This window comes from Pseudomonas sp. NY8896, from assembly GCF_039634505.1.
On record NZ_CP132350.1, the window covers coordinates 2,739,340 to 2,762,977 of the forward strand.

Sequence of the window (23,638 nt, forward strand, 5' to 3'; positions counted from 1 at the left end):
CGCATTTTCCTGGGATTCGCCCCGATGACCCTTCGGTCGCGGCGGAGTATACCAAACCATTCGGGCTAATCAGCAAGGCCAAGTGATATCGGCCCATTTATAAGACCAAAGACTAAGCGGCAATGTGGCGGGTTGTCGCATGCCTTGCAGGTCGGCAGATGTGGTTTAGGCTCATTGCATCGCATGATGTCCAAACCACACCCGACAGCGGAGTAGTGCAAGCATGGGATACCAGAAAATCAAGGTTCCGACCGACGGCGCCAAGATCACCGTCAATGCAGACCATTCGCTCAACGTGCCTGACAATCCGATCATTCCGTACATCGAGGGCGACGGGATCGGCATCGATGTCTCGCCCGTGATGATCAAGGTGGTCGACGCCGCCGTGCAGAAGGCCTATGGCGGCAAGCGCAAGATTGCCTGGATGGAGGTGTACGCCGGCGAAAAAGCCACCCAGGTATACGACCAGGACACCTGGCTGCCGCAGGAAACCCTCGATGCCGTGCGAGATTACGTGGTGTCGATCAAGGGCCCGCTTACCACCCCGGTCGGTGGCGGCATCCGCTCGCTCAACGTGGCGCTGCGCCAGCAGCTCGACCTGTACGTGTGCCTGCGCCCGGTGCTGTGGTTCCAGGGTGTGCCGAGCCCGGTGAAAAAGCCGGGCGACGTCGACATGGTGATCTTCCGCGAGAACTCCGAGGACATTTACGCGGGCATCGAGTGGAAGGCCGGCTCGCCCGAGGCGAACAAGGTGATCAAGTTCCTTAAAGAGGAAATGGGCGTCACCAAGATCCGTTTCGACCAGGACTGCGGCATCGGCGTCAAGCCGGTATCCCGCGAGGGCACCAAGCGCCTGGTGCGCAAGGCCCTGCAATACGTGGTGGACAATGACCGCGAGTCGCTGACCCTGGTGCACAAGGGCAACATCATGAAGTTCACCGAAGGGGCCTTCAAGGACTGGGGCTACGAGGTGGCGCGGGAGGAGTTCGGCGCCGAACTGCTCGATGGCGGCCCGTGGATGAAGTTCAAGAGCCCCAAGAGTGGCCGCGAGGTCATCGTCAAGGACGCCATTGCCGACGCCATGCTGCAGCAGATTTTGCTGCGTCCGGCCGAGTACGACGTGATTGCCACGCTCAACCTCAACGGTGACTACCTGTCCGACGCCCTGGCGGCGGAGGTGGGCGGTATCGGCATTGCGCCGGGCGCCAACCTGTCCGACACCGTGGCCATGTTCGAGGCCACCCACGGCACCGCGCCCAAGTATGCCGGGCAGGACAAGGTCAACCCGGGCTCGGTGATACTCTCGGCAGAAATGATGCTGCGCCACATGGGCTGGACCGAGGCCGCCGACCTGATCATCAAGGGCACCAACGGCGCGATTGCGGCCAAGACCGTGACCTACGATTTCGAGCGGCTGATGGAGGGGGCCCGGCTGGTGAGCAGCTCAGGTTTTGGCGATGAAATGATCAAGCACATGTAAGGCAATACAAAACCGGCCGCTTCCTGTAAAGAAGCGGCCGGTTTTTTCGTATACCGGCAGTAAAGCAGGGTTCACGCATTAGCGGTCGTGGGCGAGTTCGGTACTCCCGTTGAAGCGCTGACGTTGATGCCCTTGATTTCAACCGCATGCAGGCCTTTCGGGCCCTGGATGATGTTGAACGTCACAGCTTGTCCGGCTTTCAGCGTCTTGTAACCGTCCATCTGGATCGCCGAATAGTGTGCGAACAGATCTTCGGTTCCGCCGTCCTCATTGATGAATCCATAGCCCTTGGCATTGTTGAACCACTTGACTTTACCGCTTGCCATCCCTATGTCCCTCTGCAAAGGACTCCATCACTGGAGTATCATCCACGTCATCCGCATACGAACCTTGCGAAAAATCTGGTTGACTGCGCGGATCTTTATCGACCACGGTGGGTTCTTATTGGTTGTAACACCGTTTTGCCGATAGTCAAGGTCACGCGGCGCCTGCGCTGGCGGTGGCCTGTGCGGTCAACCCACAACCTTAACCTGACGCTCATGATGAAATTCTTTCCATGCATGCACCTAGTGAGATTCGACTAACATTCAATCAGGATCGCCCGCAATCGAATGAGGACGACGGCTCGGGTCTTGCAGTTCAGGAAGCCAAGCCGATCCTGCAGGCGCCACCGATGTACAAGGTGGTTTTGTTCAACGATGACTACACGCCAATGGATTTCGTCGTCGAAGTGCTCGAGACGTTCTTCAGTCTGAACCGCGAGCTGGCGACCAAGATCATGCTGACCGTCCATACAGAAGGGCGGGCAGTGTGCGGATTGTTTACCCGTGACATCGCCGAAACAAAGGCTATGCAGGTCAACCAATACGCCAGGGAAAGCCAGCATCCGCTACTCTGTGAAATCGAGAAGGACGGTTAATCGCCGACCACTTGGGTATGAGGTGAAGCTATGTTAAACCGCGAGCTCGAAGTCACCCTCAATCTGGCCTTCAAGGAGGCCCGTTCGAAGCGTCATGAGTTCATGACTGTCGAACATCTGCTGCTGGCACTCCTTGACAATGAGGCTGCTGCGACCGTTCTGCGCGCCTGTGGCGCCAATCTCGACAAACTCAAGCATGACCTGCAAGAGTTCATCGACTCCACAACGCCGCTGATTCCTGTCAACGACGAAGACCGGGAAACCCAGCCGACCCTGGGCTTCCAGCGTGTGCTGCAGCGTGCCGTGTTCCACGTGCAAAGCTCCGGCAAGCGCGAAGTGACTGGCGCCAATGTGCTGGTGGCGATCTTCAGCGAACAGGAAAGCCAGGCCGTGTTTCTGCTCAAGCAGCAGAGCGTGGCCCGTATCGACGTGGTCAACTACATCGCCCATGGTATCTCCAAGGTGCCAGGGCATGGTTCGCAGTCTGAAAGCGACCAGGAAATGCAGGACGAAGAGGGCGGTGAAACCTCCTCTTCGAGCAACCCACTGGACGCCTATGCCAGCAACCTGAACGAGCTGGCGCGTGCCGGCCGCATCGACCCACTGGTCGGCCGCGAGCAGGAAGTGGAGCGGGTGGCGCAAATCCTTGCCCGTCGGCGCAAGAACAACCCGCTGCTGGTGGGTGAGGCAGGCGTGGGCAAGACGGCCATCGCCGAAGGCCTGGCCAAGCGCATCGTCGACGGCCAGGTGCCCGATCTGCTGGCGCAGAGCGTGGTGTATTCCCTCGACCTGGGCGCGCTGCTGGCCGGTACCAAATACCGTGGCGACTTCGAGAAGCGTTTCAAGGCGCTGCTCGGTGAGCTGCGCAAGCGCCCGCAGGCCATCCTGTTCATCGACGAAATCCACACCATCATCGGTGCCGGTGCAGCGTCGGGTGGGGTGATGGATGCCTCCAACCTGCTCAAGCCGCTGCTGTCGTCGGGTGAAATCCGTTGTATCGGCTCGACCACCTTCCAGGAGTTTCGCGGCATCTTCGAGAAGGACCGTGCGCTGGCACGGCGCTTCCAGAAGGTGGACGTCAGCGAGCCATCGGTCGAAGACACCGTGGGCATTCTGCGCGGCCTGAAGGGGCGTTTCGAAAGCCACCACAACATCGAGTACAGTGACGAAGCCCTGCGCGCCGCCGCTGAACTGGCCTCGCGCTACATCAATGACCGGCACATGCCGGACAAGGCCATCGACGTAATCGACGAAGCCGGCGCCTACCAGCGTCTGCAACCGGAGGCCAACCGCGTCAAGCGCATCGATGTGCCGCAAGTCGAGGATATCGTCGCCAAGATCGCGCGGATTCCGCCGAAGCATGTCAGCAGTTCCGACAAGGAGCTGCTGCGTAACCTTGAGCGCGACCTGAAACTGACCGTGTTCGGCCAGGACCAGGCAATCGACTCGCTGTCTACCGCGATCAAGCTGTCTCGTGCCGGCCTCAAGTCGCCAGACAAACCGGTTGGTTCGTTCCTGTTCGCTGGCCCCACTGGTGTCGGCAAGACCGAAGCGGCGCGGCAGCTGGCCAAGGCGCTGGGCGTGGAACTGGTGCGCTTCGACATGTCCGAGTACATGGAGCGCCACACCGTGTCGCGCCTCATCGGTGCGCCGCCTGGTTATGTTGGTTTCGACCAGGGTGGTTTGCTGACCGAGGCGATTACCAAACAACCGCACTGCGTGTTGCTGCTCGACGAAATCGAGAAGGCTCACCCGGAAGTCTTCAACCTGCTGTTGCAGGTGATGGACCACGGTACCCTGACCGACAACAACGGGCGCAAAGCCGACTTCCGTAACGTGATCCTGATCATGACCACCAACGCCGGTGCCGAAACCGCGGCGCGGGCGTCGATCGGCTTCACTCATCAGGACCACGCGTCCGATGCCATGGAAGTGATCCGCAAGAGCTTCACGCCAGAGTTCCGCAACCGCCTGGATACCATCATCCAGTTTGGCCGCCTGAGCACAGAGACGATCAAAAGCATCGTCGACAAGTTCCTTATCGAACTGCAGGCGCAGCTGGAAGACAAGCGTGTGCTGCTGGAAGTCAGCGATGATGCGCGCGGCTGGCTGGCGGTTTCGGGGTACGACGCGCAGATGGGTGCGCGGCCGATGGCGCGGCTGATCCAGGACAAGATCAAGCGGCCGCTGGCCGAGGAGATCTTGTTTGGCGAGCTGGCCGAGCATGGCGGCGTGGTGCACGTCGACCTGCGCGATGGCGAACTGGTGTTCGACTTCGAGACCACGGCTGAGGTCGCGTGATGCAGGGGGCTGCAAAGCAGCCCCCTTGTAATCTGGCAGGCACAAAAAAGCCCGGCACATGGCCGGGCTTTTTCATGGCTGGAGCTTAGCGCGCACGGTAGGTGATGCGGCCTTTGCTCAGGTCATAAGGCGTCAGCTCGACGCGGACCTTGTCGCCAGTGAGAATACGGATGTAGTTCTTGCGCATCTTTCCGGAGATGTGCGCGGTTACGACGTGCCCGTTTTCCAACTCCACGCGGAACATGGTGTTGGGCAGGGTGTCGACGACAGTACCTTCCATTTCGAAGCTGTCTTCTTTCGACATGCAGTAGAGCCCTCGGATCCAGTGTTGGCCCGACGCATAACCGCACCGGGCAAAAAAGTGGCGTGGATTATGCCGGAAAACTGCGTGTCAAGCCAATGTCTTTCAGTTGAGGGTGACCCAACGCTGGTTTATCAGCAGCTCGATAGGCCGATACTGCGTCTTGTAGTTCATTTTCTTGCAGTTCTTGATCCAGTAACCCAGGTACACCGCTTCCAGGTCCTGGCGAAGGGCTTCGGTGATCTGCCAGAGGATGGCGAAGCGGCCAAGGCTGCGGCGTTCCTCGTCCGGCTCGTAGAAGGTGTACACCGCTGACAGGCCATTGGGCAGCAGGTCGCACACGGCCACCGCCATCAGGTGGCCTTCGAGGCGGAACTCGTAGAACCAGCAGAACGGCAGGTCACGTACCAGAAAAGTGGAGAACTGGTCGCGGCTGGGTGGGTACATGTCACCGTCGGCGTGGCGCGTTTCGATGTAGCGCCGGTAGAGCTCGAAGTACTCTTCCTTGAACGCCGGGCGAGCTGCCGTCACGGTCAGGTCGGCGTTGCGTTTGAGGATGCGCCGCTGCTGGCGGTTGGGGATGAAGCGCGCCGCCGGGATGCGCGCCGGCACGCAGGCGTTGCAGTTCTGGCAATGTGGGCGGTACAGGTGGTCGCCGCTGCGTCGAAAGCCCATTTCCGACAAGTCGGCGTACACATTCACGTCCATCGGCTGGCTGGGGTCGAGGAACAGCGTGGTCGCCTGCTCGTCTGGCAGGTAGCTGCAGGAGTGGGGTTGAGTGGCATAGAACTTCAACCGCGCCAGCTCTGTCATGATCAACCCCCTCGGTGAGACTTTGATTTAAGTGTAAGCCAGCTACGGCAACTCGCCTAGGCAACCCATGTAGCGCTGTTGGGCTGGTCGAGGTGGTGTGCCAGGTAATCGGCGAACTCGGCGCGGCTGATGGCATGGGCACCCAGGCTGTGCAGGTGGTTGGTGGGCATCTGGCAGTCGATAAGCGCAAAGCCCGCATCGCGCAGGTGGTTGACCAGGGTGACGAAGCCGACCTTGGAGGCGTTGTCGGCGCGGCTGAACATCGATTCGCCAAAGAACAGCTGGCCCATGGCCAGGCCGTACAGGCCGCCGACCAGCTTACCGTCCTGGCGTACCTCCACCGAATGGGCGATGCCGCGGCGGTGCAGCTCGCAATAGGCGTTGCGCATGGTGTCGGTAATCCAGGTGCCGTCGGCGTAGTCGCGTGGCGCAGCGCAGGCGGCGATCACGGCCGGAAAGTCGGTGTCGAAGCTGACCTGGTAGCGGCCTTGGCGCATCAGCTTGGCCAGCGAGCGCGACACGTGCAACTGGTCGGGGAGCAGCACTGTACGTGGGTCGGGTGACCACCACAGGATCGGCTGGCCGTCCTGGTACCACGGGAAGCAGCCATGGCGATACGCTTGTACCAGGCGCTCGGGGCTCAGGTCACCGCCAGCGGCCAGCAGGCCGTTGGGGTCATGCAGGGCCTTTTCCAGGGGTGGGAAGGTCAGCGAGTCGCGAGTCAGCCAGGTAAGCATGGTCTATCGTGCGGTGGGGGAGGGGAGAGGGCAGCATGGCGCGGGTGAAATGCAGGGTCAATCTCTTTGGCTTCTTCGCGGGCGATGAAAACAGGCAATTTAAGACACATTCATCAAGCCGCAGGCACCATCCGCTACATTTGCTGTCACACCTGTGCAAAAACACAGCATAAGCCTTTGTCACAAAAGAAAATGCGTGCTCAAATTGCAGCTATATGATTCGCCCCCGCTCAAACACCCATACGGCGTGCCGTCATGGCGGCTGGCGGGCAGTAATGTTAAAAGTAGTGGTTCATTGGTCGCGCAGCGGCCGATCACTATTGGACGCGCACCACGCGCAGGAATAGACGCGTTTTGAAGAAATCCACCGCAACCCCAGCTCCCTTGCCTGTGCCTCTGTGGCGGCAGCAGCTGCATTATCGCCTCAAGGAAGGTGCGTTGATCGCTGTCGGCGCCCTGTGCCTGTACCTGTGGATGGCGCTGCTGACCTACGACACCTCGGACCCAGGCTTCAGCCACACCAGCAACGTCGACCAGGTGCAGAATGCTGCCGGGCGTGCCGGTGCCTACTTCGCCGACATCCTGTTCATGGTGCTGGGCTACTTCGCCTATATCTTCCCGCTGCTGCTGGCGGTCAAGACCTGGCAGATATTCCGTGAGCGCCACCAGCCGTGGGATTGGAGCGGCTGGTTGTTCTCCTGGCGGCTGATCGGCCTGGTGTTCCTGGTGCTGTCGGGGGCGGCGCTGGCGCATATCCACTTCCACCCGCCGGCGAGCCTGCCGTTCTCCGCCGGTGGTGCACTGGGCGAAAGCCTCGGCGACCTGGCGCGCAACCTGCTGAACGTGCAGGGCAGCACGCTGATGTTCATTGCGCTGTTCCTGTTCGGCCTGACCGTGTTCACCGATCTGTCGTGGTTCAAGGTGATGGACCTGACCGGCAAGATCACCCTCGACCTGTTCGAACTGGTGCAAGGGGCGGCCAATCGCTGGTGGGAAGCGCGCAACGAGCGCAAGCGCCTCGAGGCACAGCTGCGCGAGGATGAGCCAGTGGTCAGGGCTGCACCCATGGCCACCGAGAAGCGGGAACCGGCCAAACCGGCGCTGCGTGAACGTATCTTCAAGCGTGAAGCGTCGCCCGCCCCGGTGGTTGAACCCCGTGAGCCAACCCTCGGCCGCGAGCCTGCCGCCCCGCCGCGCGAGCCAACCCTCGCCCGTGAGCCGGTCGTGCCGCGTGACGCGGTGGTGCCACGTGCGCAGCCTGCAACCCCGATGATCGTGCCACCGGCAGCCGACAAGGCGCCGGAGCCGAGCAAGCGGGTGATGAAGGAGAAGCAGGCGCCGCTGTTCGTCGACAGCGCCGTGGAAGGCACCTTGCCGTCGATTTCCATTCTCGACCCGGCGGAGCAGAAGAAGATCGAGTACTCGCCGGAGTCTCTGGCCGGTGTCGGTCAACTGCTGGAAATCAAGCTCAAGGAATTCGGTGTGGAAGTGGCGGTGGACTCGATCCACCCGGGCCCGGTGATTACCCGCTACGAAATCCAACCGGCCGCCGGTGTGAAGGTCAGCCGCATCGCCAACCTGGCCAAGGACCTGGCGCGTTCGCTGGCCGTGACCAGCGTGCGGGTGGTCGAGGTCATCCCTGGCAAGACCACCGTCGGTATCGAGATCCCCAACGAAAACCGCCAGATGGTGCGCTTCTCCGAAGTGCTGGCCACGCCGCAGTTCGACGAGCAGAAATCGCCGGTCACCCTGGCCTTGGGCCACGACATCGGCGGCAAGCCGGTGATCACCGACCTGGCGAAGATGCCGCACCTGCTGGTGGCCGGTACTACGGGTTCTGGTAAGTCGGTGGGTGTCAACGCGATGATTCTGTCGATCCTGTTCAAATCCAGCCCGGAAGACGCGCGGCTGATCATGATCGACCCGAAAATGCTCGAACTGTCCATCTACGAAGGCATCCCGCACCTTCTGTGCCCGGTGGTCACCGATATGAAGGACGCCGCCAACGCCTTGCGCTGGAGCGTGGCCGAGATGGAACGGCGCTACAAGCTGATGGCGGCCATGGGCGTGCGTAACCTGGCTGGATTCAACCGCAAGATCAAGGACGCCCAGGAAGCCGGTGAAGTCATCCATGATCCGCTGTATCGCCGCGAGAGCATGGACGACGAGCCGCCTACACTGAAAACCCTGCCGACCATCGTGGTGGTGGTGGACGAGTTCGCCGACATGATGATGATCGTCGGCAAGAAGGTCGAAGAGCTGATTGCCCGTATCGCGCAGAAGGCGCGGGCAGCCGGTATCCACCTGATCCTCGCCACGCAGCGCCCGTCGGTGGACGTGATCACCGGCCTGATCAAGGCCAACATCCCGACCCGTATGGCGTTCCAGGTGTCGAGCAAGATCGACTCGCGCACCATCATCGACCAAGGCGGCGCCGAGCAGTTGCTGGGCCACGGCGACATGCTGTACATGCCGCCGGGCACCAGCCTGCCAATCCGCGTGCACGGTGCGTTCGTTTCCGACGACGAAGTGCACCGCACGGTCGAAGCGTGGAAGCTGCGCGGCGCCCCGGACTACAACGACGACATCCTCAACGGCGTCGAAGAGGCCGGCAGCGGCTTCGATGGCGGCGGCGGTGGTGGCGATGGTGACGATGCCGAAACCGATGCACTGTATGATGAAGCGGTGCAATTCGTGCTTGAGAGCCGTCGTGCTTCCATTTCTGCAGTGCAACGCAAGTTGAAGATCGGCTACAACCGTGCTGCGCGCATGATCGAGTCGATGGAGATGGCTGGCGTCGTCACCCCGATGAACAGTAACGGCTCGCGGGAAGTGATTGCCCCAGGTGGCCCGCGCGACTGATGAACACCCTGTCGGGCGCCAACGGTGGTGCCCGGCCTTTTCAACGCTCAATGAGGATTCCCATGCGCGCGATTCGCATGCTGTTGGTTTCTGCCCTGGCTCTGGGCACTGTTACGGCTTATGCCGGTGAGCAAGATGTACAACGCTTGACCCAGCTGCTGGAGAAGTCGCAGACCATCGAGGCCAACTTTTCCCAGCTGACCCTGGGCGCCGATGGCACCAGCCTGCAGGAAACCTCGGGCAAGATGACGGTCAAGCGCCCAGGCCTGTTCTACTGGCACACCGATGCGCCGCAGGAGCAGGTGGTGGTGTCGGATGGCAAGAACGTCACCCTGTGGGACCCGGACCTGGAGCAGGCCACCATCAAGAAGCTCGACGTGCGTCTGAACCAGACCCCGGCTCTGCTGCTGTCCGGTGACGTGTCGAAGATCAGCCAGAGCTTCGATATCGCCTCGAAGGAGCAGGGCGAAGTGATGGACTTCACCCTCAAGCCCAAGACCAAGGACACGCTGTTCGATTCGCTGCGCGTCTCGTTCCGCAAGGGCCTGATCAATGACATGCAATTGATCGACAGTGTTGGTCAGCGCACCAACATCCTGTTCAATGGCGTCAAGGCCAACCAGGCGGTGCCGGACAGCAAGTTCACGTTCGACATCCCCAAAGGCGCCGACGTGATCAAGGAGTAACCAGAGCCCGTCATGGACCTGTTTCGAAGCGAACCCGTCGCCCAGCCCCTGGCCGCCCGCCTGCGCCCGTCCAACCTGGATGAATACGTTGGCCAGGAGCACCTGCTGGCGCGCGGTAAACCGCTGCGCGAGGCGCTGGAGCAGGGTGCGCTGCACTCGATGATTTTCTGGGGGCCGCCTGGGGTGGGCAAAACCACCCTGGCGCGGCTGCTCGCGCAGTTCTGCGATGCGCACTTCGAAACGGTGTCGGCGGTGCTGGCTGGGGTGAAAGAGATTCGCCAGGCGGTGGAGGTGGCCAAGCAGCAGGCTGGTCAATATGGCCGCCGCACCATCTTGTTCGTTGACGAAGTGCACCGTTTCAACAAGTCGCAGCAGGACGCCTTTCTACCCTATGTGGAAGACGGCACACTGCTGTTCATCGGCGCCACCACCGAAAACCCGTCGTTCGAGCTGAACAACGCGTTGTTGTCGCGGGCGCGGGTCTACGTGCTCAAGAGCCTGGACGAGGCGGCCCTGCGCAAGTTGGTCAACCGTGCGCTGACCGAAGAGCGTGGCCTGGGCAAGCGCAACCTGCGGGTGGGTGACGAAGCTTTCAAGATGCTGATGGCCGCCGCCGACGGTGATGGCCGGCGCATGCTCAATTTCCTCGAGAACGCTTCGGACCTGGCCGAAGATGGCAGCGAGATCGACGTCGAGATGCTGCAGAGCCTGCTGGGTGACAGCCGTCGCCGTTTCGACAAGGGCGGCGAGGCGTTCTACGACCAGATTTCCGCGTTGCACAAGTCGGTGCGCGGCTCCAACCCCGATGGTGCTTTGTATTGGTTCGCCCGCATGCTCGACGGCGGCTGCGACCCGCTGTACATCGCCCGCCGCGTGGTGCGTATGGCCAGCGAGGACATCGGTAATGCCGACCCGCGCGCGCTCAGCCTGTGCCTGGCAGCCTGGGACGTGCAGGAGCGCCTTGGCAGCCCCGAGGGTGAGCTGGCGGTGGCCCAGGCCATCACCTACCTGGCCTGTGCGCCCAAGAGCAACGCGGTGTACATGGGCTTCAAGACGGCGCTGCGAGAAGCCGCCGAACATGGGTCGCTGGAAGTGCCGCTGCACCTGCGCAATGCCCCGACCAAGCTGATGAAGCAACTGGGCTATGGTGACGAGTACCGCTACGCCCACGATGAACCCGACGCCTACGCCGCCGGTGAGGATTACTTCCCCGATGAGCTGGAGCCACGCCAGTACTACCAGCCAGTGCCCCGTGGCCTGGAACTGAAAATTGGCGAGAAACTGCGCCACTTGGCCGACCTGGACCGAAACAGCCCCCGTCAGCGGAGAAAACCATGATCGCACTCATTGCCGCGGTCAGCGCGGGCGGTGTTGCTGGCACTTTGTTGCGCTTCGCTACCGCCAATTGGGTCGCGGCCCACTGGCCACGGCACTTCTATGCCGGTACGCTGGCGGTCAACCTGGTTGGCTGCCTGCTGATCGGCCTGCTCTATGGCTTGTTCTTGCACAAGCCACTGGCGCCGATCGAATTGCGCGCGGGCTTGATTGTCGGCTTCCTCGGTGGCCTGACAACCTTTTCCTCTTTCTCGCTCGATACCGTGCGCCTGATGGAAAGCGGGCAAGTGCCCCTTGCCTTGGGCTATACCAGTATCAGCGTGGTGGGTGGGCTGCTTGCAACCTGGGCTGGCCTGTCCCTGACCCGATTCTGAACCAACACTTACATATAACGAGAGAACGATATGCTCGATTCCAAACTGTTACGCGGCCAACTTCAGGAAGTGGCGGATCGCCTGGCCTCCCGTGGCTTCAGCCTGGATGTCGCGCGCATCGAATCACTGGAAGAACGCCGCAAGGCGGTGCAGACCCGCACCGAGCAGCTGCAGGCCGAGCGTAACGCCCGCTCCAAGTCCATCGGTCAGGCCAAGGCCAAGGGCGAAGACATCGCGCCGCTGATGGCCGACGTCGAGCGCATGGCCAATGAACTGGCCGCCGGCAAGCTTGAGCTGGACGGTATCCAGGCCGAGCTGGACGGCATTCTGCTGACCATCCCCAACCTGCCGGACGCCAGCGTACCGGTCGGTGCCAGCGAAGACGACAACGTCGAAGTACGCCGTTGGGGCACGCCGAAGGCGTTCGACTTCGAAATCAAGGACCACGTCGCCCTTGGTGAAGTCAGCGGTGGCCTGGACTTCGAAGCGGCTGCCAAGCTGTCCGGCGCCCGTTTCGCTGTGCTGCGTGGCCCGATCGCCCGCCTGCACCGCGCCCTGGCGCAGTTCATGATCAACCTGCACACCGGCGAGCACGGCTACGAGGAACACTACACCCCTTACCTGGTGCAGGCTCCGGCCCTACAGGGCACCGGCCAGTTGCCCAAGTTCGAGGAAGACCTGTTCAAGATCACCCGCGAAGGCGAGGCTGACTTCTACCTGATCCCGACCGCCGAAGTGTCGCTGACCAACCTGGTAGCGGGTGAAATCCTCGACGCCAAGCAACTGCCGCTGAAACTGGTTGCCCACACCCCATGCTTCCGCAGCGAAGCCGGTGCTTCCGGCCGCGACACCCGCGGCATGATCCGCCAGCACCAGTTCGACAAGGTCGAGATGGTCCAGGTGGTAGAGCCGGCCAAATCGATGGAAGCCTTGGAAGGCCTGACTGCCAACGCTGAGCGCGTGCTGCAGTTGCTGGAGCTGCCGTACCGCGTGCTGGCCCTGTGCACCGGCGACATGGGCTTTGGTGCAGTGAAAACCTACGACCTGGAAGTGTGGGTGCCGAGCCAGGACAAGTACCGCGAAATCAGCTCGTGCTCCAACTGCGGCGACTTCCAGGCACGCCGCATGCAGGCCCGCTGGCGTAACCCGGAAACCGGCAAGCCAGAACTGGTGCACACCCTCAACGGCTCTGGCCTGGCCGTAGGCCGTACTTTGGTTGCCGTACTGGAAAACTACCAGCAGGCCGACGGCTCGATCCTGGTGCCGGAAGTGCTGAAGCCGTACATGGGCGGCGTCGAGGTCATCCGCTAAATGAATTACCTGCCGCTGTTCCACAAGCTGCAGGGCGGCCGCGTGCTGGTCGTCGGCGGCGGTGAGATCGCCTTGCGCAAGGCGCGCCTGCTGGCCGATGCCGGCGGTGTGCTGCGCGTGGTGGCGCCGGACGTCGACGGCCAGTTGGCCGCGTTGGCCCGGGAAGGTGGCGGTGAGGTGCTGGTGCGTGGCTATCAGGCAGCCGACCTTGTCGGTTGCCGGCTGGTGATCGCGGCTACCGACGACCCTGGGCTCAATGCCCAGGTGTCGGCCGATGCGCAGGCCCTCAGCCTGCCGGTCAACGTGGTGGATGCGCCGGCCCTGTGCACGGTGATCTTCCCGGCGATCGTCGACCGCTCGCCGCTGGTGATTGCGGTTTCCAGCGGTGGTGATGCCCCAGTGCTGGCGCGCTTGATTCGCGCCAAGCTGGAGGCGTGGATCCCTTCGGCCTACGGCGAGCTGGCCGGGCTGGCGGCGCGTTTCCGGCACAAGGTCAAATCCTTGTACCCAGACGTCAACCAGCGCCGCGGCTTCTGGGAAACCGTGTTCCAGGGGCCGATCGCCGAGCGCCAGCTGGCCGGGCAGGGCGCTGAAGCCGAGCGCCTGTTGCAGGCGATGGTAGAAGGCGCGCCGGTGCAGCAGGGCGGTGAGGTGTACTTGGTAGGTGCTGGCCCGGGCGATCCGGACTTGCTGACTTTCCGAGCCTTGCGCCTGATGCAGCAGGCCGATGTGGTGCTGTACGACCGCCTGGTGGCGCCAGCTATTATCGAGATGTGCCGGCGGGATGCCGAGCGCATCTACGTGGGCAAGCGCCGCGCTGAGCATGCCGTGCCGCAGGATCAGATCAACCGCCTGCTGGTCGATCTGGCCCAGCAGGGCAAGCGGGTGCTGCGCCTGAAGGGTGGCGACCCGTTCATCTTCGGCCGGGGAGGCGAAGAGATCGAGGAGCTGGCCGAGCATGGCATCCCGTTCCAGGTGGTGCCGGGTATCACGGCGGCCAGTGGCTGTTCCGCTTATGGCGGCATTCCGCTGACTCACCGCGACTATGCCCAGTCGGTGCGTTTCGTCACCGGGCACCTGAAGGATGGCACCAGCAACTTGCCATGGAATGATCTGGTGGCGCCAGCGCAGACCTTGGTGTTCTACATGGGGTTGGTGGGTTTGCCGACCATTTGCGCCGAGTTGATTCGCCATGGGCGAGCGGCCAGCACACCGGCTGCTTTGGTTCAGCAGGGGACGACGCGAAACCAGCGGGTGTTCACCGGTACCCTGGCAGACCTGCCGGGCCTGGTGGCCCAGCATGAAGTGCATGCGCCAACCCTGGTGATTGTCGGGGAAGTGGTGCAGTTGCGTGAAAAGCTGGCCTGGTTCGAAGGTTCGCAGAACAGCTGACAATGGTGGGGCTGCAAAGCAGCCCCGGCTTTCTCAAGCCTGCCAAATCCCCTTGCCCGCCAACCGCTCCCGATCATGCGGCGCGCCAAAGTCCTGCAAAGGCCCTTTAGGCACTATCCCGTTCGGGTTGATGGTCTTGTGGCTCATGTAGTAGTGCTTCTGTATATGCTCCATATCCACAGTGGCCGCTACCCCTGGCCACTGGTACAGCTCGCGCAGCCAGTTCGACAGGTTGTGGTAGTCGCTCAGGCGCCGCAGGTTGCACTTGAAGTGCCCGTGGTACACAGCGTCGAAGCGCACAAGCGTGGTGAACAGGCGTACATCGGCCTCAGTCAGGTACTCACCCGCCAGGTAGCGATTGCGGCTTAGCAAGTCTTCCAGGTAATCCAGTTCGTTGAACACATCATCAAACGCCGCTTCGTAGGCGTCTTGCGTGGTGGCAAAGCCTGCCCGGTAAACGCCGTTGTTCACCGCCGGATAAATGCGCTCGTTCAGCGCCTCGATGACCGGTCGCAGTGGTTCGGGGTACAAATCCAGGGTGTTGCCAGTCAGCTCGTTGAACGCGCTGTTGAAGATACGGATGATCTCCGACGATTCGTTGTTGACGATGCGCTGCTCTTTCTTGTCCCACAGGACAGGCACGGTCACCCGGCCGGTGTAATGCGGGTCATCCTGGGTATAGCGCTGGTGCAGATACTGCAGGGCGCCAAGGTGGTCGCCGCTGGAGCCTTGCTGCTGGTCGAAGGTCCAGCCATGGTCTTGCATCAGCCAACTGACCACCGACACATCGATCAATGGCTCAAGGCCTTTGAGGGCGCGCAAGATCAGGGTGCGATGAGCCCATGGGCAGGCCAGCGAGACGTACAGGTGGTAACGGCCGGCTTCGGGGGCGGGGAGTTGATTGCGGCGTTGGGCGTTTTCGCGTTTGAACGTACCGTCCTTGCCGTTTTCATACCACTGGTCATGCCAGCGGCCGTCGATCAAAAGGCCCATGAGTGAGCTCCTCGGTACAAAGTGATTTGTCGTTGGAGCCCAGTCTAGGCCAAATCGTTCGAACAAATAGCGCAAAGATCGGGGTGATACGATCGGTTAAATCGATCGGTTTCGCGTGTTCCAATAGCCTTGAGCTGTCGCAAACGCTTGTTCGCGGTCCCGCCCTAAGCCCCGCAATGCCAGGGCCATGGTGGCGATGACGGCCTTCTCGCCATAGCTGTCTTCAACCTCGCCACGCCAGAACGCCAGCAACTGTTCGGCCTGCAGGCTGGGCGGTTTGACATGTCGGCGCTCGCTCAGCGCTGGCCACTCTTCGTCCCACGCTTCGCCCGCCGTGGTGCCGTAGAGGTGGCTGATGACATCAGGGTTGACCTCGATCTCGCCACCGTCGCCCTTGATCACCACGGCATGATCGCCCAGCAGCCGGCTAGCCTCGCGGTGCACGGCCTGATAGCCGGGATGGAAGATGCTTTGCAGGCCACAGCGCGCACCCAGCGGGTTGAGCACCCGGGCCAGCGAGTGGATCGGTGAGCGCAGGCCCAAGGTGTTGCGCAGGTCGATCATGCGCTGCAATTGCGGCGCCCAATCGTGCAGCGGGAAGAACGCCAACTGATGCTGGTCCAGTGCGTTGCCGACTGCATCCCAATCGCGGCACAGCGGGATCTGCAACCGTTCGAGCAACTGTTCGCTGTACATGCGCCCGGCGGTGTGCGCGCCACCGCCGTGCATCAGGATGCGCACGCCATTGTTGGCCAGGCACTTGGCAGCCAACAGGTACCAGGGCAGGTGGCGCTTCTTGCCGGCGTAAGTGGGCCAGTCCAGGTCCACGGCGATGCGCGGTGCCTGCAGGTGGGAGCGCAGGGCCTCGGTGAAGCCGGCCAGTTCTTCGGCGCTTTCTTCCTTGTGGCGCAGCAGCATGAGGAAGGCGCCCAGCTGAGTGTCTTCGACCTTGCCTTCCAGCAGCAGGGTCATGGCAGCACGGGCTTCTTCGCGGGTCAGGCCGCGCGCACCGCGCTTGCCTTTGCCGAGAATGCGCACGAATTCGGCGAACGGGTGTTCGGCGGGAGTTTCCAGGGTGAGCGGACGAGGGTCGGTCATATGCAGTTGGTCGGCTTGGGCAGGCCCGCCAGCTTGGCGGCGAGTTTGGCGGGGGTGCCGTTGAACAGGCGGTTCAGGTGCGGGCTGTTGCCCTTGTCCGGGCCCAGTTTCAGCGCCGTGTACTTGATCAGCGGGCGCGTGGCCGGGGACAGCTGGAATTCCTGGTAGAACTGGCGCAACAGTTCGAGGATCTCCCAGTGGTCCGCCGTCAGCAGGATGCCTTCGCGTTCGGCCAAGGCCTCGGCAGCAGCGTGGGACCAGTCTTGCAGGTCGACCAGGAAGCCGTCCTTGTCCAGGGCGATCGCTTGATCGCCAACGGTGAGCGTACTCATAGCCAGCTATTGACCTTGTCGTAGTGAAGCGACAGTTCGACGAACCCGGCGTAGTCCACGGCTTTGGCCAGTTCGTTGTCGATGGCGCGGGCTTGCAGGTCTTCGTTCAGGGCGAACAGGCGTGTGGCTAGGCCGGCACCTTGCAGCTGGCGGTGCGGCTCGCTGCCGCAGCGCAGGGCATACACCGCATCGCCGCACAGTAGCAGCGCGTCGTCGGCTCCGAGCAGGCGCAGGCAGCTGGCCAGGCGCTCGTCGCCAAACGGGGAGTGGGCAATTACATGCAGGGTCGTCATCAAAGTGTTATCACCTGGTCAAAACGGGCGATCAGCGCGGACAAGGCCGCGTCATCGAGCACTTGCACCGGCAGTGCCAGGGTATCGGCTGCCAGGCCGCGGCGGGTGAGGCTGTGGCTGCAAGCGAACAGTTCCTCTACACCGAACATCGGCAGCGCTTGCAGGTTAGCGGCCAGGTTCTTCTGTTGCACCTCGGTGGGTTGCTGGCCGGGAGCGAGCTGGAACACGCCGTCGTCCAGAAACAGCATGCCCAGCGGCAGGTCGAATGCCCCGCCGGCCAGGGCGATGTCCAGTGCCTCACGGGCCGATGGGCCGTTCCACGGGGCCTGGCGGCTGATGATCAACATGGATTTAGCCATTTCAATCGCCTCCGAAGCAGACAAGGCGGTCAGCAACCTGCGCCGCTTCATGCAGTTGGCCAAGCCCCGACAGTTCCCAAGGTTTGGGCAGGTTCACGGCCGGGCGCTGGTAACGGTTGGCTTCGGCTTCATCGAGCACGCCACGGCGCAGGGCAGCGGCGATGCACACCACGGCGTCCAACTGGTGGGTCTCGATAAAGGTACGCCACTGGCCAGCCACGTCCAGTTCGTCCTGGGGGGCGACCACGTTGGCCGAGGCACTGTGCACCCCGTCCTGATAGAAGAACAGCCGGGCAATCTCATGCCCGCCGGCCAGCACTGCCTCGGCATAGCGCAAGGCACGCCGCGAGGAGGGCGCATGGGCCGGGGAGAACACCGCGATAGCGAATTTCATGGATAACTCATGCAAAGGAATGCTGCCATGATAAAGCAAAAAAGCCCGCGCCCGCTTGTGCAAGCGGCGCGGGCTTCTATTGGTTCCCCAGGCCTGTGCGATCCCTTGCAGGAGCGGCCTTGTGTCGCGATGGGCTGCATGGCAGCCCCCATGGCCCTAACAGGTAGACACCAGACTTACGCCTGTTCCTTGCTTTCCGGCAAGAACCAGTTCAGCACCAGGGCACAGATCCCCCCGGTGGCCACACCCGACTCCAGCACATTGCGAATCGCCGCCGGCATGTGCGCCAGGAACTCCGGCACCTGCGCCACACCCAGGCCCAGTGCCAACGACACGGCAATGATCAGCAGCGCGCGACGATCCAGCCGGGTGCTGGCCAGAATGTTGATGCCCGAAGCCGCAACCGCCCCGAACATCACCATGGCCGCGCCACCCAGCACCGGCTCTGGCACCGCCTGGATCACCCCGGCAACGCTGGGGAACAGCCCCAGCAGCACCAGCATCACGGCAATCCACATACCGATATGGCGGCTGGCAATCCCGGTCAGCTGAATTACCCCGTTGTTCTGGGCAAAGATCGAACTAGGGAAGGTGTTGAACAAGCCGGCCAGCAGCGAGTTGGCGCCGTTGACCAGTACACCGCCCTTGATCCGCTGCATCCATACCGGCCCTTCGACCGGCTGGCGCGACACCTTGCTGGTGGCGGTCACGTCACCAATGGCTTCCAGCGAAGTGACCAGGTAAATCACCAGCATCGGAATGAACAGCGCCCAGGAAAAGCTCAGGCCGAAGTGCAGCGGCGTCGGCACCTGGAACAGCGCGGCCTCGTGCATGCCAGTGAAGTCCAGGCGGCCCATATAGCCGGCCAGCGCGTAGCCGACCGCCAGGGCGATGACGATGGCACAACTGCGCATCCACACCACGGGAATGCGGTTAAGGATCACGATAATCGCCAGCACCACGCCCGACAGCAGCAGGTTTTCGCCATTGGCGAAGGTACCGTTGGCCATGGCACCAAAGCCGCCACCCATGCTTATCAGGCCTACCTTGATCAAGGTCAGGCCGATCATCAGCACGACGATGCCCGTCACCAGCGGGGTGATCAGGCGTTTGACGAAGGGCAGAATGCGCGACACCCCCATCTCGACGAACGAGCCCGCAATCACCACACCAAAAATGGCCGCCATCACCCCTTCAACGGGCGTGCCTTGCTTGACCATCAGCGCGCCGCCGGCAATCAGCGGGCCTACGAAATTGAAGCTGGTGCCCTGAACGATCAGCAGCCCGGCGCCAAATGGGCCGAAGCGTTTGCACTGGACGAAGGTGGCAATACCGGAGATCACCAGCGACATGGAAACGATCAGGTTGGTATCACGCGCCGAAACGCCCAGCGCCTGGCAGATCAGCAGGCCAGGGGTAACGATCGGCACAATGATCGCCAGCAGGTGCTGCAGGGCTGCCAGCAGGCCGATCAACAGCCGTGGCTTGTCCTCAAGGCCAAGCACCAGTTCATTGGCAGGCGCCGCTGCGCCTGGGCTGTGTTCGTGTGAGCTCATTGCTGAAAGCTGCCCCGGAAGAAAAAAGGAGCGCATTCTACGGGGTGACGGAAGATTACGGTAGAGAAAAGCACGATAGCGGCATGATCGGCGGGTATGCATCCAATAAGCTGACTTTTAAGTCAATTCACTGGGTGCAAAAAAGCCCGCCGAGGCGGGCTTTCTCTTACACCAGTCAATCAGTCATCACGACCCATGATGCCAAACAGCTGCAGCAGGCTGACGAACAGGTTGTAGATCGAAACATACAAGCTGATGGTCGCCATGATGTAGTTGCGCTCGCCACCATGAATGATCGCGCTGGTCTGGAACAGGATGCACACCGACGAGAACAGCACGAAACCAGCGCTGATCGCCAGCTGCAGGCCGCTGATCTGGAAGAAGAAGCTGGCCACGACAGCGCCCAGCAGAACAAAGAAGCCAGCAGTGATGAAGCCGCTGAGGAAGCTCATGTCCTTGCGGGTAATCAGCACATAGGCCGACAGACCACCAAATACCAGCGCAGTCATGGCGAATGCCGAGCTGACCACTTCAGCGCCACCGGCCATGCCCAGGTAACGGTTGAGGATTGGGCCGAGAATGAAGCCCATGAAGCCGGTGAGGGCGAAGGTGGACACCAGGCCCCAGGCGGAATCACGCAGTTTATTGGTAAGGAAGAACAGCCCGTAGAAGCCGATCAGCACCACGAACACGTTCGGGTAGCCGACACGCATCTGCTGGGCAACGAAAGCCATGACACCGCTGAAGGCGAGGGTAAGCGCCAGCAGGCTGTACGTGTTGCGCAGGACCTTGCTGATCTCCTGCTGCTCGACCTGCTGGCCGTGGTGTACGGCGTAATCCTGTTCGCGCATGGCGACACTCCTTGGTAAACCTGTGGTTTCGAACGTTCAGATGCTAGGAGTCTATCAGAGCTCCTGCAACCCGCGACACAGAGAGTTTGACAGCGTGTTTCATTACGGTATGATGGCGGCCGCAAAACGAGCTGGAAGCGTGGCCGAGTGGTTTAAGGCAACGGTCTTGAAAACCGTCGATGGGCAACTATCCTAGAGTTCGAATCTCTACGCTTCCGCCACTAATTCTCATTAAAGCCCTGATTTTTCGGGGCTTTTTTGTGCCTGTGTGTTTTTGGTCCCCCATCTGGTCCCCCATTTTTAGTGTGGCTTATGCTGGTTTGCTGCGGATTGTGATGGACATATGGCCTAGCAACTCACGTTTGGAAGGGAGCGATTTTTCCAAGGCAGCCTAGGTATGCTTGGCTCTTGCCGGCAGCTATCGACCCGGCGCCTGAATATTGGGGTCGCTTCGCGACACATCGCCGATACGCGCGGCTCTCACAGAGGCTGGCGCAGGTCTGGAAGCTGGTGATATTCCTATGGGAACCGGTTTGCCGCGATGAGGCCTGAACTGCTAAACACAAGGCCTTGGATCGATGCCGGCCATCAGACCGTCGCTATCGTCCTATGATGGATCAACGTAGCAGAATGGGCAGAGCATGAAGCGAACCTTGGAAGGCATGGCCAAAGCCGGCGAGCCGCTACTGCGCGAAGCCCTTGATGCGATAAGGGCGCATCAGGCCGCGCAAGATAACGGGGCATCTCCAGAGACAATCGAGCGGCTTAGAGTGTTGGCTGACTCCGTTTATCACGCGGTAGTGGATTTCCAGGTGCTTGAAGCCGGCAGTCTGTCTGAATCAATTCACTGATATCGAGGCACTGATGCCCAAACAGTCGAAGATTTTGCCGCCCGACCACCCAGCCTACACCGAGGCAATTGAGGCAATGCGCCGTTACCACGAAGCTCAGGATACCGGCGCGCCTGCGATAGAGGTGGAAAGATTACGCCTGATAGCTGAGTCTCTGTTCCAAGCTGTAACCGACTATCAAATGAAAGCCTTTGGCCACGGCGGCGGAACTGTTCACTGATTGGCAGTTGCGCGGAAGATGAAGCGTCCTGCTGAGTGTCTGTTTTTGACCCCATTGCGGACTTCCGGATGTTAGCGCCGCTGCTCGGCCCATCGCCTGCAAGCGCGACTCCCACAGGTGTTTCGCGGATCTGGAAGCTGGGCGGCTAAAATCGGTTATGGCGCCTACGCTGACAACATGAAGTCTCTGATCAACATCTGCTTTGGGTCGGTTAACGCCTCTGGACCGGGCTGACCATCGTTGCCTTAACGAGCACCCGGGCTATCCACATCCGAAGTCCTGACTCGGTCTCACTTTTCGTGGGTTTCAGCTTTAGCTTTCAGTCCAGCCTCAGGGCTTCAGCATCAGTATTTGAAACGTAAGCCTGGAAATGGTCGCGGGCGAACTCCTCGCTGTTGCTTTAGGCTTTCGTTAAGCTTCGGCGAACTGCGCCGATTTACCTCGCTTTTGGCTAAGGTCCGTCCGTCACAACCGATCAACGCGTCGGCGAGGTAGAGGTATGGGGATCTAGGTACCCGGTCGAGACGCCTCTATAGGGGCCTAAGCAGTCTTGGAGGTAATGCATCAAAGCCTAAGCTGTGCCATCATTGTGCCCACCGGACCTGTAAATAGTAGGAAGCTATGAATCTCATTGATAGTGTGATGATTAAAGGTTTTTGGGGGAATCACGAAGTATCCTTCAAAGCAAGCGAGGATTTGAATTTCCTCATCGGTCCAAATGGTTCAGGTAAATCCACTACGCTCAAAATAATCTCTGGCGTTCTTCGCGCTGACAAAGATTACCTCTCTGAGCTTGACTTTGAGTCGGTTCGTATAAATTTGAAGGATCCACGCTCCAAGCGAAAACCATATATTGAAGTAGTTAAAAATCTTGGGGTGCCATTCTTTCATTGTGATTATAAGATTGTAGAGTCTTCTACTGAAAAACCCTATGCGTATGTTTTGAGTGATGTGGATGGTTATGATACGGTTAGCAAGGGCTCGTTTTTTATAAGAGCTCAGTTAGGGAAGGTCTGAAAAAGACTTCCCGAATCTGGTGAAATACGCCGATCCCGCCAGCCGAGTTTTTCCATGAAGCAGATGACCTTCGCCGACGCCGAGTACGCCGGCAAGCGCAAGCAGACCCGTAAGGAATTGTTCCTGATCGAGATGGATCAGGTGGTGCCGTGGAAGGGATTGATTGCCCTGATCGAGCCACACTACCCAAAGGGTGAAGGTGGTCGTCCAGCCTATCCGCTGATGGCCATGTTACGTATCCATCTGATGCAGAACTGGTTCGGCTACAGCGACCCGGCCATGGAAGAAGCGCTCTACGAGACGACCATCCTGCGTCAGTTCGCCGGGCTGAGCCTGGAGCGCATTCCCGACGAAACCACCATCCTCAACTTCCGTCGTTTGCTGGAGAAACATGAGCTGGCAGCCGGCATCCTCGGCGTAATCAATGGCTACCTGGGGGATCGCGGCCTGTCGCTGCGCCAGGGCACTATCGTCGATGCCACACTGATCCACGCACCCAGCTCGACCAAGAACCAGGACGGCAAGCGCGACCCGGAAATGCACCAGAGCAAGAAAGGGAACCAGTATTACTTTGGCATGAAGGCGCACATCGGCGTGGATGATGAGTCGGGGCTGGTACACAGCGTGGTAGGCACGGCAGCCAACGTGGCGGATATCACCCAGGTCGACAAACTGCTGCACGGTAACGAGAACGTCGTCTGCGCCGATGCCGGCTACACCGGCGTCGAAAAGCGCCCCGAACATGCGGGCCGCGAAGTGATCTGGCAGGTCGCAGCACGCCGCAGCACCTACAAGAAGCTCGATAAACGCAGCGCCCTGTACAAAGCCAAGCGCAAGATCGAGAAGGCCAAGGCACAAGTGCGAGCGAAGGTCGAGCACCCGTTTCGAGTGATCAAGCGCCAGTTCGGTTACGTGAAGGTGCGCTTCCGTGGCCTGGCCAAGAACACCGCTCAGCTGGTGACGCTGTTCGCGCTGTCGAACCTATGGATGGCGCGCCGACATTTGCTGACTACCGCAGGACAGGTGCACCTGTAATGCGGAAAATGGCTGCTGCGAGGTGCTCGCGGCGGCCAAAAACGGAGAACTGAGCGGGTTACCTGGTCGATTTTGATCGACGGCCCGCTTTCAAAAGCAGCAAGGGCTGAAGTCGACCGGAAATACAG

25 protein-coding genes and 1 tRNA gene are annotated in these 23,638 nt (G+C 61.0%); 14 read left to right on the top strand and 12 right to left on the bottom strand.

Annotated features, from left to right (window positions below; genetic code table 11):
* Window positions 1-223 precede the first annotated feature (223 nt).
* The gene (gene icd, locus Q9451_RS12255; RefSeq protein WP_012273218.1) at window positions 224-1,480 is read left to right on the top strand and encodes an NADP-dependent isocitrate dehydrogenase; all 1,257 of its coding nucleotides are present in this window, start codon (window positions 224-226) and stop codon (window positions 1,478-1,480) included.
* A gap of 71 nt (window positions 1,481-1,551) precedes the next feature.
* On the opposite strand, the gene cspD is transcribed toward icd, so the two are convergent.
* Complete coding sequence (cspD, locus tag Q9451_RS12260; RefSeq protein ID WP_012273217.1) at window positions 1,552-1,806, bottom strand: cold shock domain-containing protein CspD; 255 nt, start codon at window positions 1,804-1,806, stop codon at window positions 1,552-1,554.
* Window positions 1,807-2,036: 230 nt separating this feature from the next.
* Here cspD and clpS point away from each other — a divergent pair, with 230 nt between their 5' ends.
* The gene (gene clpS, locus Q9451_RS12265; RefSeq protein ID WP_003251220.1) at window positions 2,037-2,399 is read left to right on the top strand and encodes an ATP-dependent Clp protease adapter ClpS; all 363 of its coding nucleotides are present in this window, start codon (window positions 2,037-2,039) and stop codon (window positions 2,397-2,399) included.
* A gap of 30 nt (window positions 2,400-2,429) precedes the next feature.
* A complete protein-coding gene (gene clpA, locus Q9451_RS12270; RefSeq protein WP_012273216.1) occupies window positions 2,430-4,700 on the top strand; it encodes an ATP-dependent Clp protease ATP-binding subunit ClpA in 2,271 nt (756 codons plus the stop codon).
* 85 nt (window positions 4,701-4,785) lie between these two features.
* On the opposite strand, the gene infA is transcribed toward clpA, so the two are convergent.
* The 3 genes from infA to aat form a co-directional block, all read right to left on the bottom strand.
* A complete protein-coding gene (infA, locus tag Q9451_RS12275; protein ID WP_002553999.1) occupies window positions 4,786-5,004 on the bottom strand; it encodes a translation initiation factor IF-1 in 219 nt (72 codons plus the stop codon).
* A gap of 102 nt (window positions 5,005-5,106) precedes the next feature.
* On the bottom strand, window positions 5,107-5,814 hold the full coding sequence (locus tag Q9451_RS12280) for an arginyltransferase (RefSeq protein WP_012273215.1): 708 nt from the start codon (window positions 5,812-5,814) through the stop codon (window positions 5,107-5,109).
* 56 nt (window positions 5,815-5,870) lie between these two features.
* The gene (gene aat, locus Q9451_RS12285) at window positions 5,871-6,551 is read right to left on the bottom strand and encodes a leucyl/phenylalanyl-tRNA--protein transferase (protein ID WP_012273214.1); all 681 of its coding nucleotides are present in this window, start codon (window positions 6,549-6,551) and stop codon (window positions 5,871-5,873) included.
* Window positions 6,552-6,905: 354 nt separating this feature from the next.
* Between aat and Q9451_RS12290 the strand changes: the two genes are divergently transcribed.
* The 6 genes from Q9451_RS12290 (at window position 6,906) to cysG (ending at window position 14,511) form a co-directional block, all read left to right on the top strand.
* Complete coding sequence (locus tag Q9451_RS12290; protein ID WP_171577228.1) at window positions 6,906-9,413, top strand: DNA translocase FtsK; 2,508 nt, start codon at window positions 6,906-6,908, stop codon at window positions 9,411-9,413.
* A 62-nt stretch (window positions 9,414-9,475) separates the two neighbouring features.
* Window positions 9,476-10,099 carry an outer membrane lipoprotein chaperone LolA gene (gene lolA / locus Q9451_RS12295; RefSeq protein WP_012273212.1) on the top strand — a complete coding sequence of 208 codons (624 nt, stop codon included), beginning with the start codon at window positions 9,476-9,478 and terminating at the stop codon, window positions 10,097-10,099.
* Between the two features lie 12 nt (window positions 10,100-10,111).
* The gene (locus Q9451_RS12300; protein ID WP_012273211.1) at window positions 10,112-11,437 is read left to right on the top strand and encodes a replication-associated recombination protein A; all 1,326 of its coding nucleotides are present in this window, start codon (window positions 10,112-10,114) and stop codon (window positions 11,435-11,437) included.
* On the top strand, window positions 11,434-11,808 hold the full coding sequence (gene crcB / locus Q9451_RS12305) for a fluoride efflux transporter CrcB (protein WP_012273210.1): 375 nt from the start codon (window positions 11,434-11,436) through the stop codon (window positions 11,806-11,808). Before Q9451_RS12300 ends, crcB begins: the two co-directional genes overlap by 4 nt.
* Before the next feature lie 30 nt (window positions 11,809-11,838).
* On the top strand, window positions 11,839-13,119 hold the full coding sequence (gene serS / locus Q9451_RS12310) for a serine--tRNA ligase (protein WP_012273209.1): 1,281 nt from the start codon (window positions 11,839-11,841) through the stop codon (window positions 13,117-13,119).
* A complete protein-coding gene (gene cysG, locus Q9451_RS12315) occupies window positions 13,120-14,511 on the top strand; it encodes a siroheme synthase CysG (protein WP_012273208.1) in 1,392 nt (463 codons plus the stop codon).
* Between the two features lie 33 nt (window positions 14,512-14,544).
* Here cysG and Q9451_RS12320 read toward each other — a convergent pair whose 3' ends face one another.
* From Q9451_RS12320 to Q9451_RS12355, 8 genes are all read right to left on the bottom strand, one after another.
* Entirely contained in the window at window positions 14,545-15,504 is a 960-nt protein-coding gene (locus Q9451_RS12320) for a glutathione S-transferase family protein (RefSeq protein WP_012273207.1), read from the bottom strand.
* A 96-nt stretch (window positions 15,505-15,600) separates the two neighbouring features.
* The gene (locus tag Q9451_RS12325) at window positions 15,601-16,602 is read right to left on the bottom strand and encodes a glycosyl transferase family protein (RefSeq protein ID WP_012273206.1); all 1,002 of its coding nucleotides are present in this window, start codon (window positions 16,600-16,602) and stop codon (window positions 15,601-15,603) included.
* The gene (locus Q9451_RS12330; RefSeq protein ID WP_012273205.1) at window positions 16,599-16,934 is read right to left on the bottom strand and encodes a TusE/DsrC/DsvC family sulfur relay protein; all 336 of its coding nucleotides are present in this window, start codon (window positions 16,932-16,934) and stop codon (window positions 16,599-16,601) included. Before Q9451_RS12330 ends, Q9451_RS12325 begins: the two co-directional genes overlap by 4 nt.
* On the bottom strand, window positions 16,931-17,227 hold the full coding sequence (tusB, locus tag Q9451_RS12335) for a sulfurtransferase complex subunit TusB (protein ID WP_012273204.1): 297 nt from the start codon (window positions 17,225-17,227) through the stop codon (window positions 16,931-16,933). Before tusB ends, Q9451_RS12330 begins: the two co-directional genes overlap by 4 nt.
* Window positions 17,227-17,586 (bottom strand): sulfurtransferase complex subunit TusC, encoded by a 360-nt coding sequence (tusC, locus tag Q9451_RS12340; RefSeq protein WP_012273203.1) that lies wholly within the window; start codon window positions 17,584-17,586, stop codon window positions 17,227-17,229. The genes tusB and tusC overlap by 1 nt, the downstream gene beginning before the upstream one ends.
* 1 nt (window position 17,587) lies before the next feature.
* Window positions 17,588-17,980 carry a sulfurtransferase complex subunit TusD gene (tusD, locus tag Q9451_RS12345; protein ID WP_012273202.1) on the bottom strand — a complete coding sequence of 131 codons (393 nt, stop codon included), beginning with the start codon at window positions 17,978-17,980 and terminating at the stop codon, window positions 17,588-17,590.
* A gap of 176 nt (window positions 17,981-18,156) precedes the next feature.
* Window positions 18,157-19,536, bottom strand: coding sequence for a uracil-xanthine permease family protein (locus Q9451_RS12350; RefSeq protein WP_012273201.1), 1,380 nt, complete (start codon window positions 19,534-19,536; stop codon window positions 18,157-18,159).
* Between the two features lie 179 nt (window positions 19,537-19,715).
* On the bottom strand, window positions 19,716-20,387 hold the full coding sequence (locus tag Q9451_RS12355) for a Bax inhibitor-1/YccA family protein (protein ID WP_003251184.1): 672 nt from the start codon (window positions 20,385-20,387) through the stop codon (window positions 19,716-19,718).
* 133 nt (window positions 20,388-20,520) lie between these two features.
* On the opposite strand from Q9451_RS12355, the gene Q9451_RS12360 reads away from it, so the two are divergent.
* The 5 genes from Q9451_RS12360 (at window position 20,521) to Q9451_RS12380 (ending at window position 23,510) form a co-directional block, all read left to right on the top strand.
* A tRNA-Ser gene (locus Q9451_RS12360) sits at window positions 20,521-20,608 on the top strand.
* Between the two features lie 420 nt (window positions 20,609-21,028).
* Window positions 21,029-21,238: a hypothetical protein gene (locus Q9451_RS12365; protein WP_016488107.1), complete on the top strand. Its 210-nt coding sequence runs from the start codon at window positions 21,029-21,031 to the stop codon at window positions 21,236-21,238.
* A 13-nt stretch (window positions 21,239-21,251) separates the two neighbouring features.
* Window positions 21,252-21,458 (top strand): hypothetical protein, encoded by a 207-nt coding sequence (locus tag Q9451_RS12370; RefSeq protein WP_016488106.1) that lies wholly within the window; start codon window positions 21,252-21,254, stop codon window positions 21,456-21,458.
* Window positions 21,459-22,079: 621 nt separating this feature from the next.
* Window positions 22,080-22,475, top strand: a complete 396-nt coding sequence (locus Q9451_RS12375) for an AAA family ATPase (RefSeq protein WP_345960934.1) — start codon at window positions 22,080-22,082, stop codon at window positions 22,473-22,475.
* Between the two features lie 54 nt (window positions 22,476-22,529).
* Window positions 22,530-23,510 (top strand): IS5-like element ISPa16 family transposase, encoded by a 981-nt coding sequence (locus tag Q9451_RS12380; RefSeq protein ID WP_038410028.1) that lies wholly within the window; start codon window positions 22,530-22,532, stop codon window positions 23,508-23,510.
* Window positions 23,511-23,638: the final 128 nt, after the last annotated feature.

What these genes read in the sequence shown, in the direction of transcription:
- icd (WP_012273218.1), top strand. Translation starts at nt 224, where the DNA reads ATGGGATACCAGAAAATCAAGGTTCCGACCGACGGCGCCAAGATCACC.
- cspD (WP_012273217.1), bottom strand. Translation starts at nt 1,806, where the DNA reads ATGGCAAGCGGTAAAGTCAAGTGGTTCAACAATGCCAAGGGCTATGGA.
- clpS (WP_003251220.1), top strand. Translation starts at nt 2,037, where the DNA reads ATGCATGCACCTAGTGAGATTCGACTAACATTCAATCAGGATCGCCCG.
- clpA (WP_012273216.1), top strand. Translation starts at nt 2,430, where the DNA reads ATGTTAAACCGCGAGCTCGAAGTCACCCTCAATCTGGCCTTCAAGGAG.
- infA (WP_002553999.1), bottom strand. Translation starts at nt 5,004, where the DNA reads ATGTCGAAAGAAGACAGCTTCGAAATGGAAGGTACTGTCGTCGACACC.
- Q9451_RS12280 (WP_012273215.1), bottom strand. Translation starts at nt 5,814, where the DNA reads ATGACAGAGCTGGCGCGGTTGAAGTTCTATGCCACTCAACCCCACTCC.
- aat (WP_012273214.1), bottom strand. Translation starts at nt 6,551, where the DNA reads ATGCTTACCTGGCTGACTCGCGACTCGCTGACCTTCCCACCCCTGGAA.
- lolA (WP_012273212.1), top strand. Translation starts at nt 9,476, where the DNA reads ATGCGCGCGATTCGCATGCTGTTGGTTTCTGCCCTGGCTCTGGGCACT.
- Q9451_RS12300 (WP_012273211.1), top strand. Translation starts at nt 10,112, where the DNA reads ATGGACCTGTTTCGAAGCGAACCCGTCGCCCAGCCCCTGGCCGCCCGC.
- crcB (WP_012273210.1), top strand. Translation starts at nt 11,434, where the DNA reads ATGATCGCACTCATTGCCGCGGTCAGCGCGGGCGGTGTTGCTGGCACT.
- serS (WP_012273209.1), top strand. Translation starts at nt 11,839, where the DNA reads ATGCTCGATTCCAAACTGTTACGCGGCCAACTTCAGGAAGTGGCGGAT.
- cysG (WP_012273208.1), top strand. Translation starts at nt 13,120, where the DNA reads ATGAATTACCTGCCGCTGTTCCACAAGCTGCAGGGCGGCCGCGTGCTG.
- Q9451_RS12320 (WP_012273207.1), bottom strand. Translation starts at nt 15,504, where the DNA reads ATGGGCCTTTTGATCGACGGCCGCTGGCATGACCAGTGGTATGAAAAC.
- Q9451_RS12325 (WP_012273206.1), bottom strand. Translation starts at nt 16,602, where the DNA reads ATGACCGACCCTCGTCCGCTCACCCTGGAAACTCCCGCCGAACACCCG.
- Q9451_RS12330 (WP_012273205.1), bottom strand. Translation starts at nt 16,934, where the DNA reads ATGAGTACGCTCACCGTTGGCGATCAAGCGATCGCCCTGGACAAGGAC.
- tusB (WP_012273204.1), bottom strand. Translation starts at nt 17,227, where the DNA reads ATGACGACCCTGCATGTAATTGCCCACTCCCCGTTTGGCGACGAGCGC.
- tusC (WP_012273203.1), bottom strand. Translation starts at nt 17,586, where the DNA reads ATGGCTAAATCCATGTTGATCATCAGCCGCCAGGCCCCGTGGAACGGC.
- tusD (WP_012273202.1), bottom strand. Translation starts at nt 17,980, where the DNA reads ATGAAATTCGCTATCGCGGTGTTCTCCCCGGCCCATGCGCCCTCCTCG.
- Q9451_RS12350 (WP_012273201.1), bottom strand. Translation starts at nt 19,536, where the DNA reads ATGAGCTCACACGAACACAGCCCAGGCGCAGCGGCGCCTGCCAATGAA.
- Q9451_RS12355 (WP_003251184.1), bottom strand. Translation starts at nt 20,387, where the DNA reads ATGCGCGAACAGGATTACGCCGTACACCACGGCCAGCAGGTCGAGCAG.
- Q9451_RS12365 (WP_016488107.1), top strand. Translation starts at nt 21,029, where the DNA reads ATGAAGCGAACCTTGGAAGGCATGGCCAAAGCCGGCGAGCCGCTACTG.
- Q9451_RS12370 (WP_016488106.1), top strand. Translation starts at nt 21,252, where the DNA reads ATGCCCAAACAGTCGAAGATTTTGCCGCCCGACCACCCAGCCTACACC.
- Q9451_RS12375 (WP_345960934.1), top strand. Translation starts at nt 22,080, where the DNA reads ATGAATCTCATTGATAGTGTGATGATTAAAGGTTTTTGGGGGAATCAC.
- Q9451_RS12380 (WP_038410028.1), top strand. Translation starts at nt 22,530, where the DNA reads ATGAAGCAGATGACCTTCGCCGACGCCGAGTACGCCGGCAAGCGCAAG.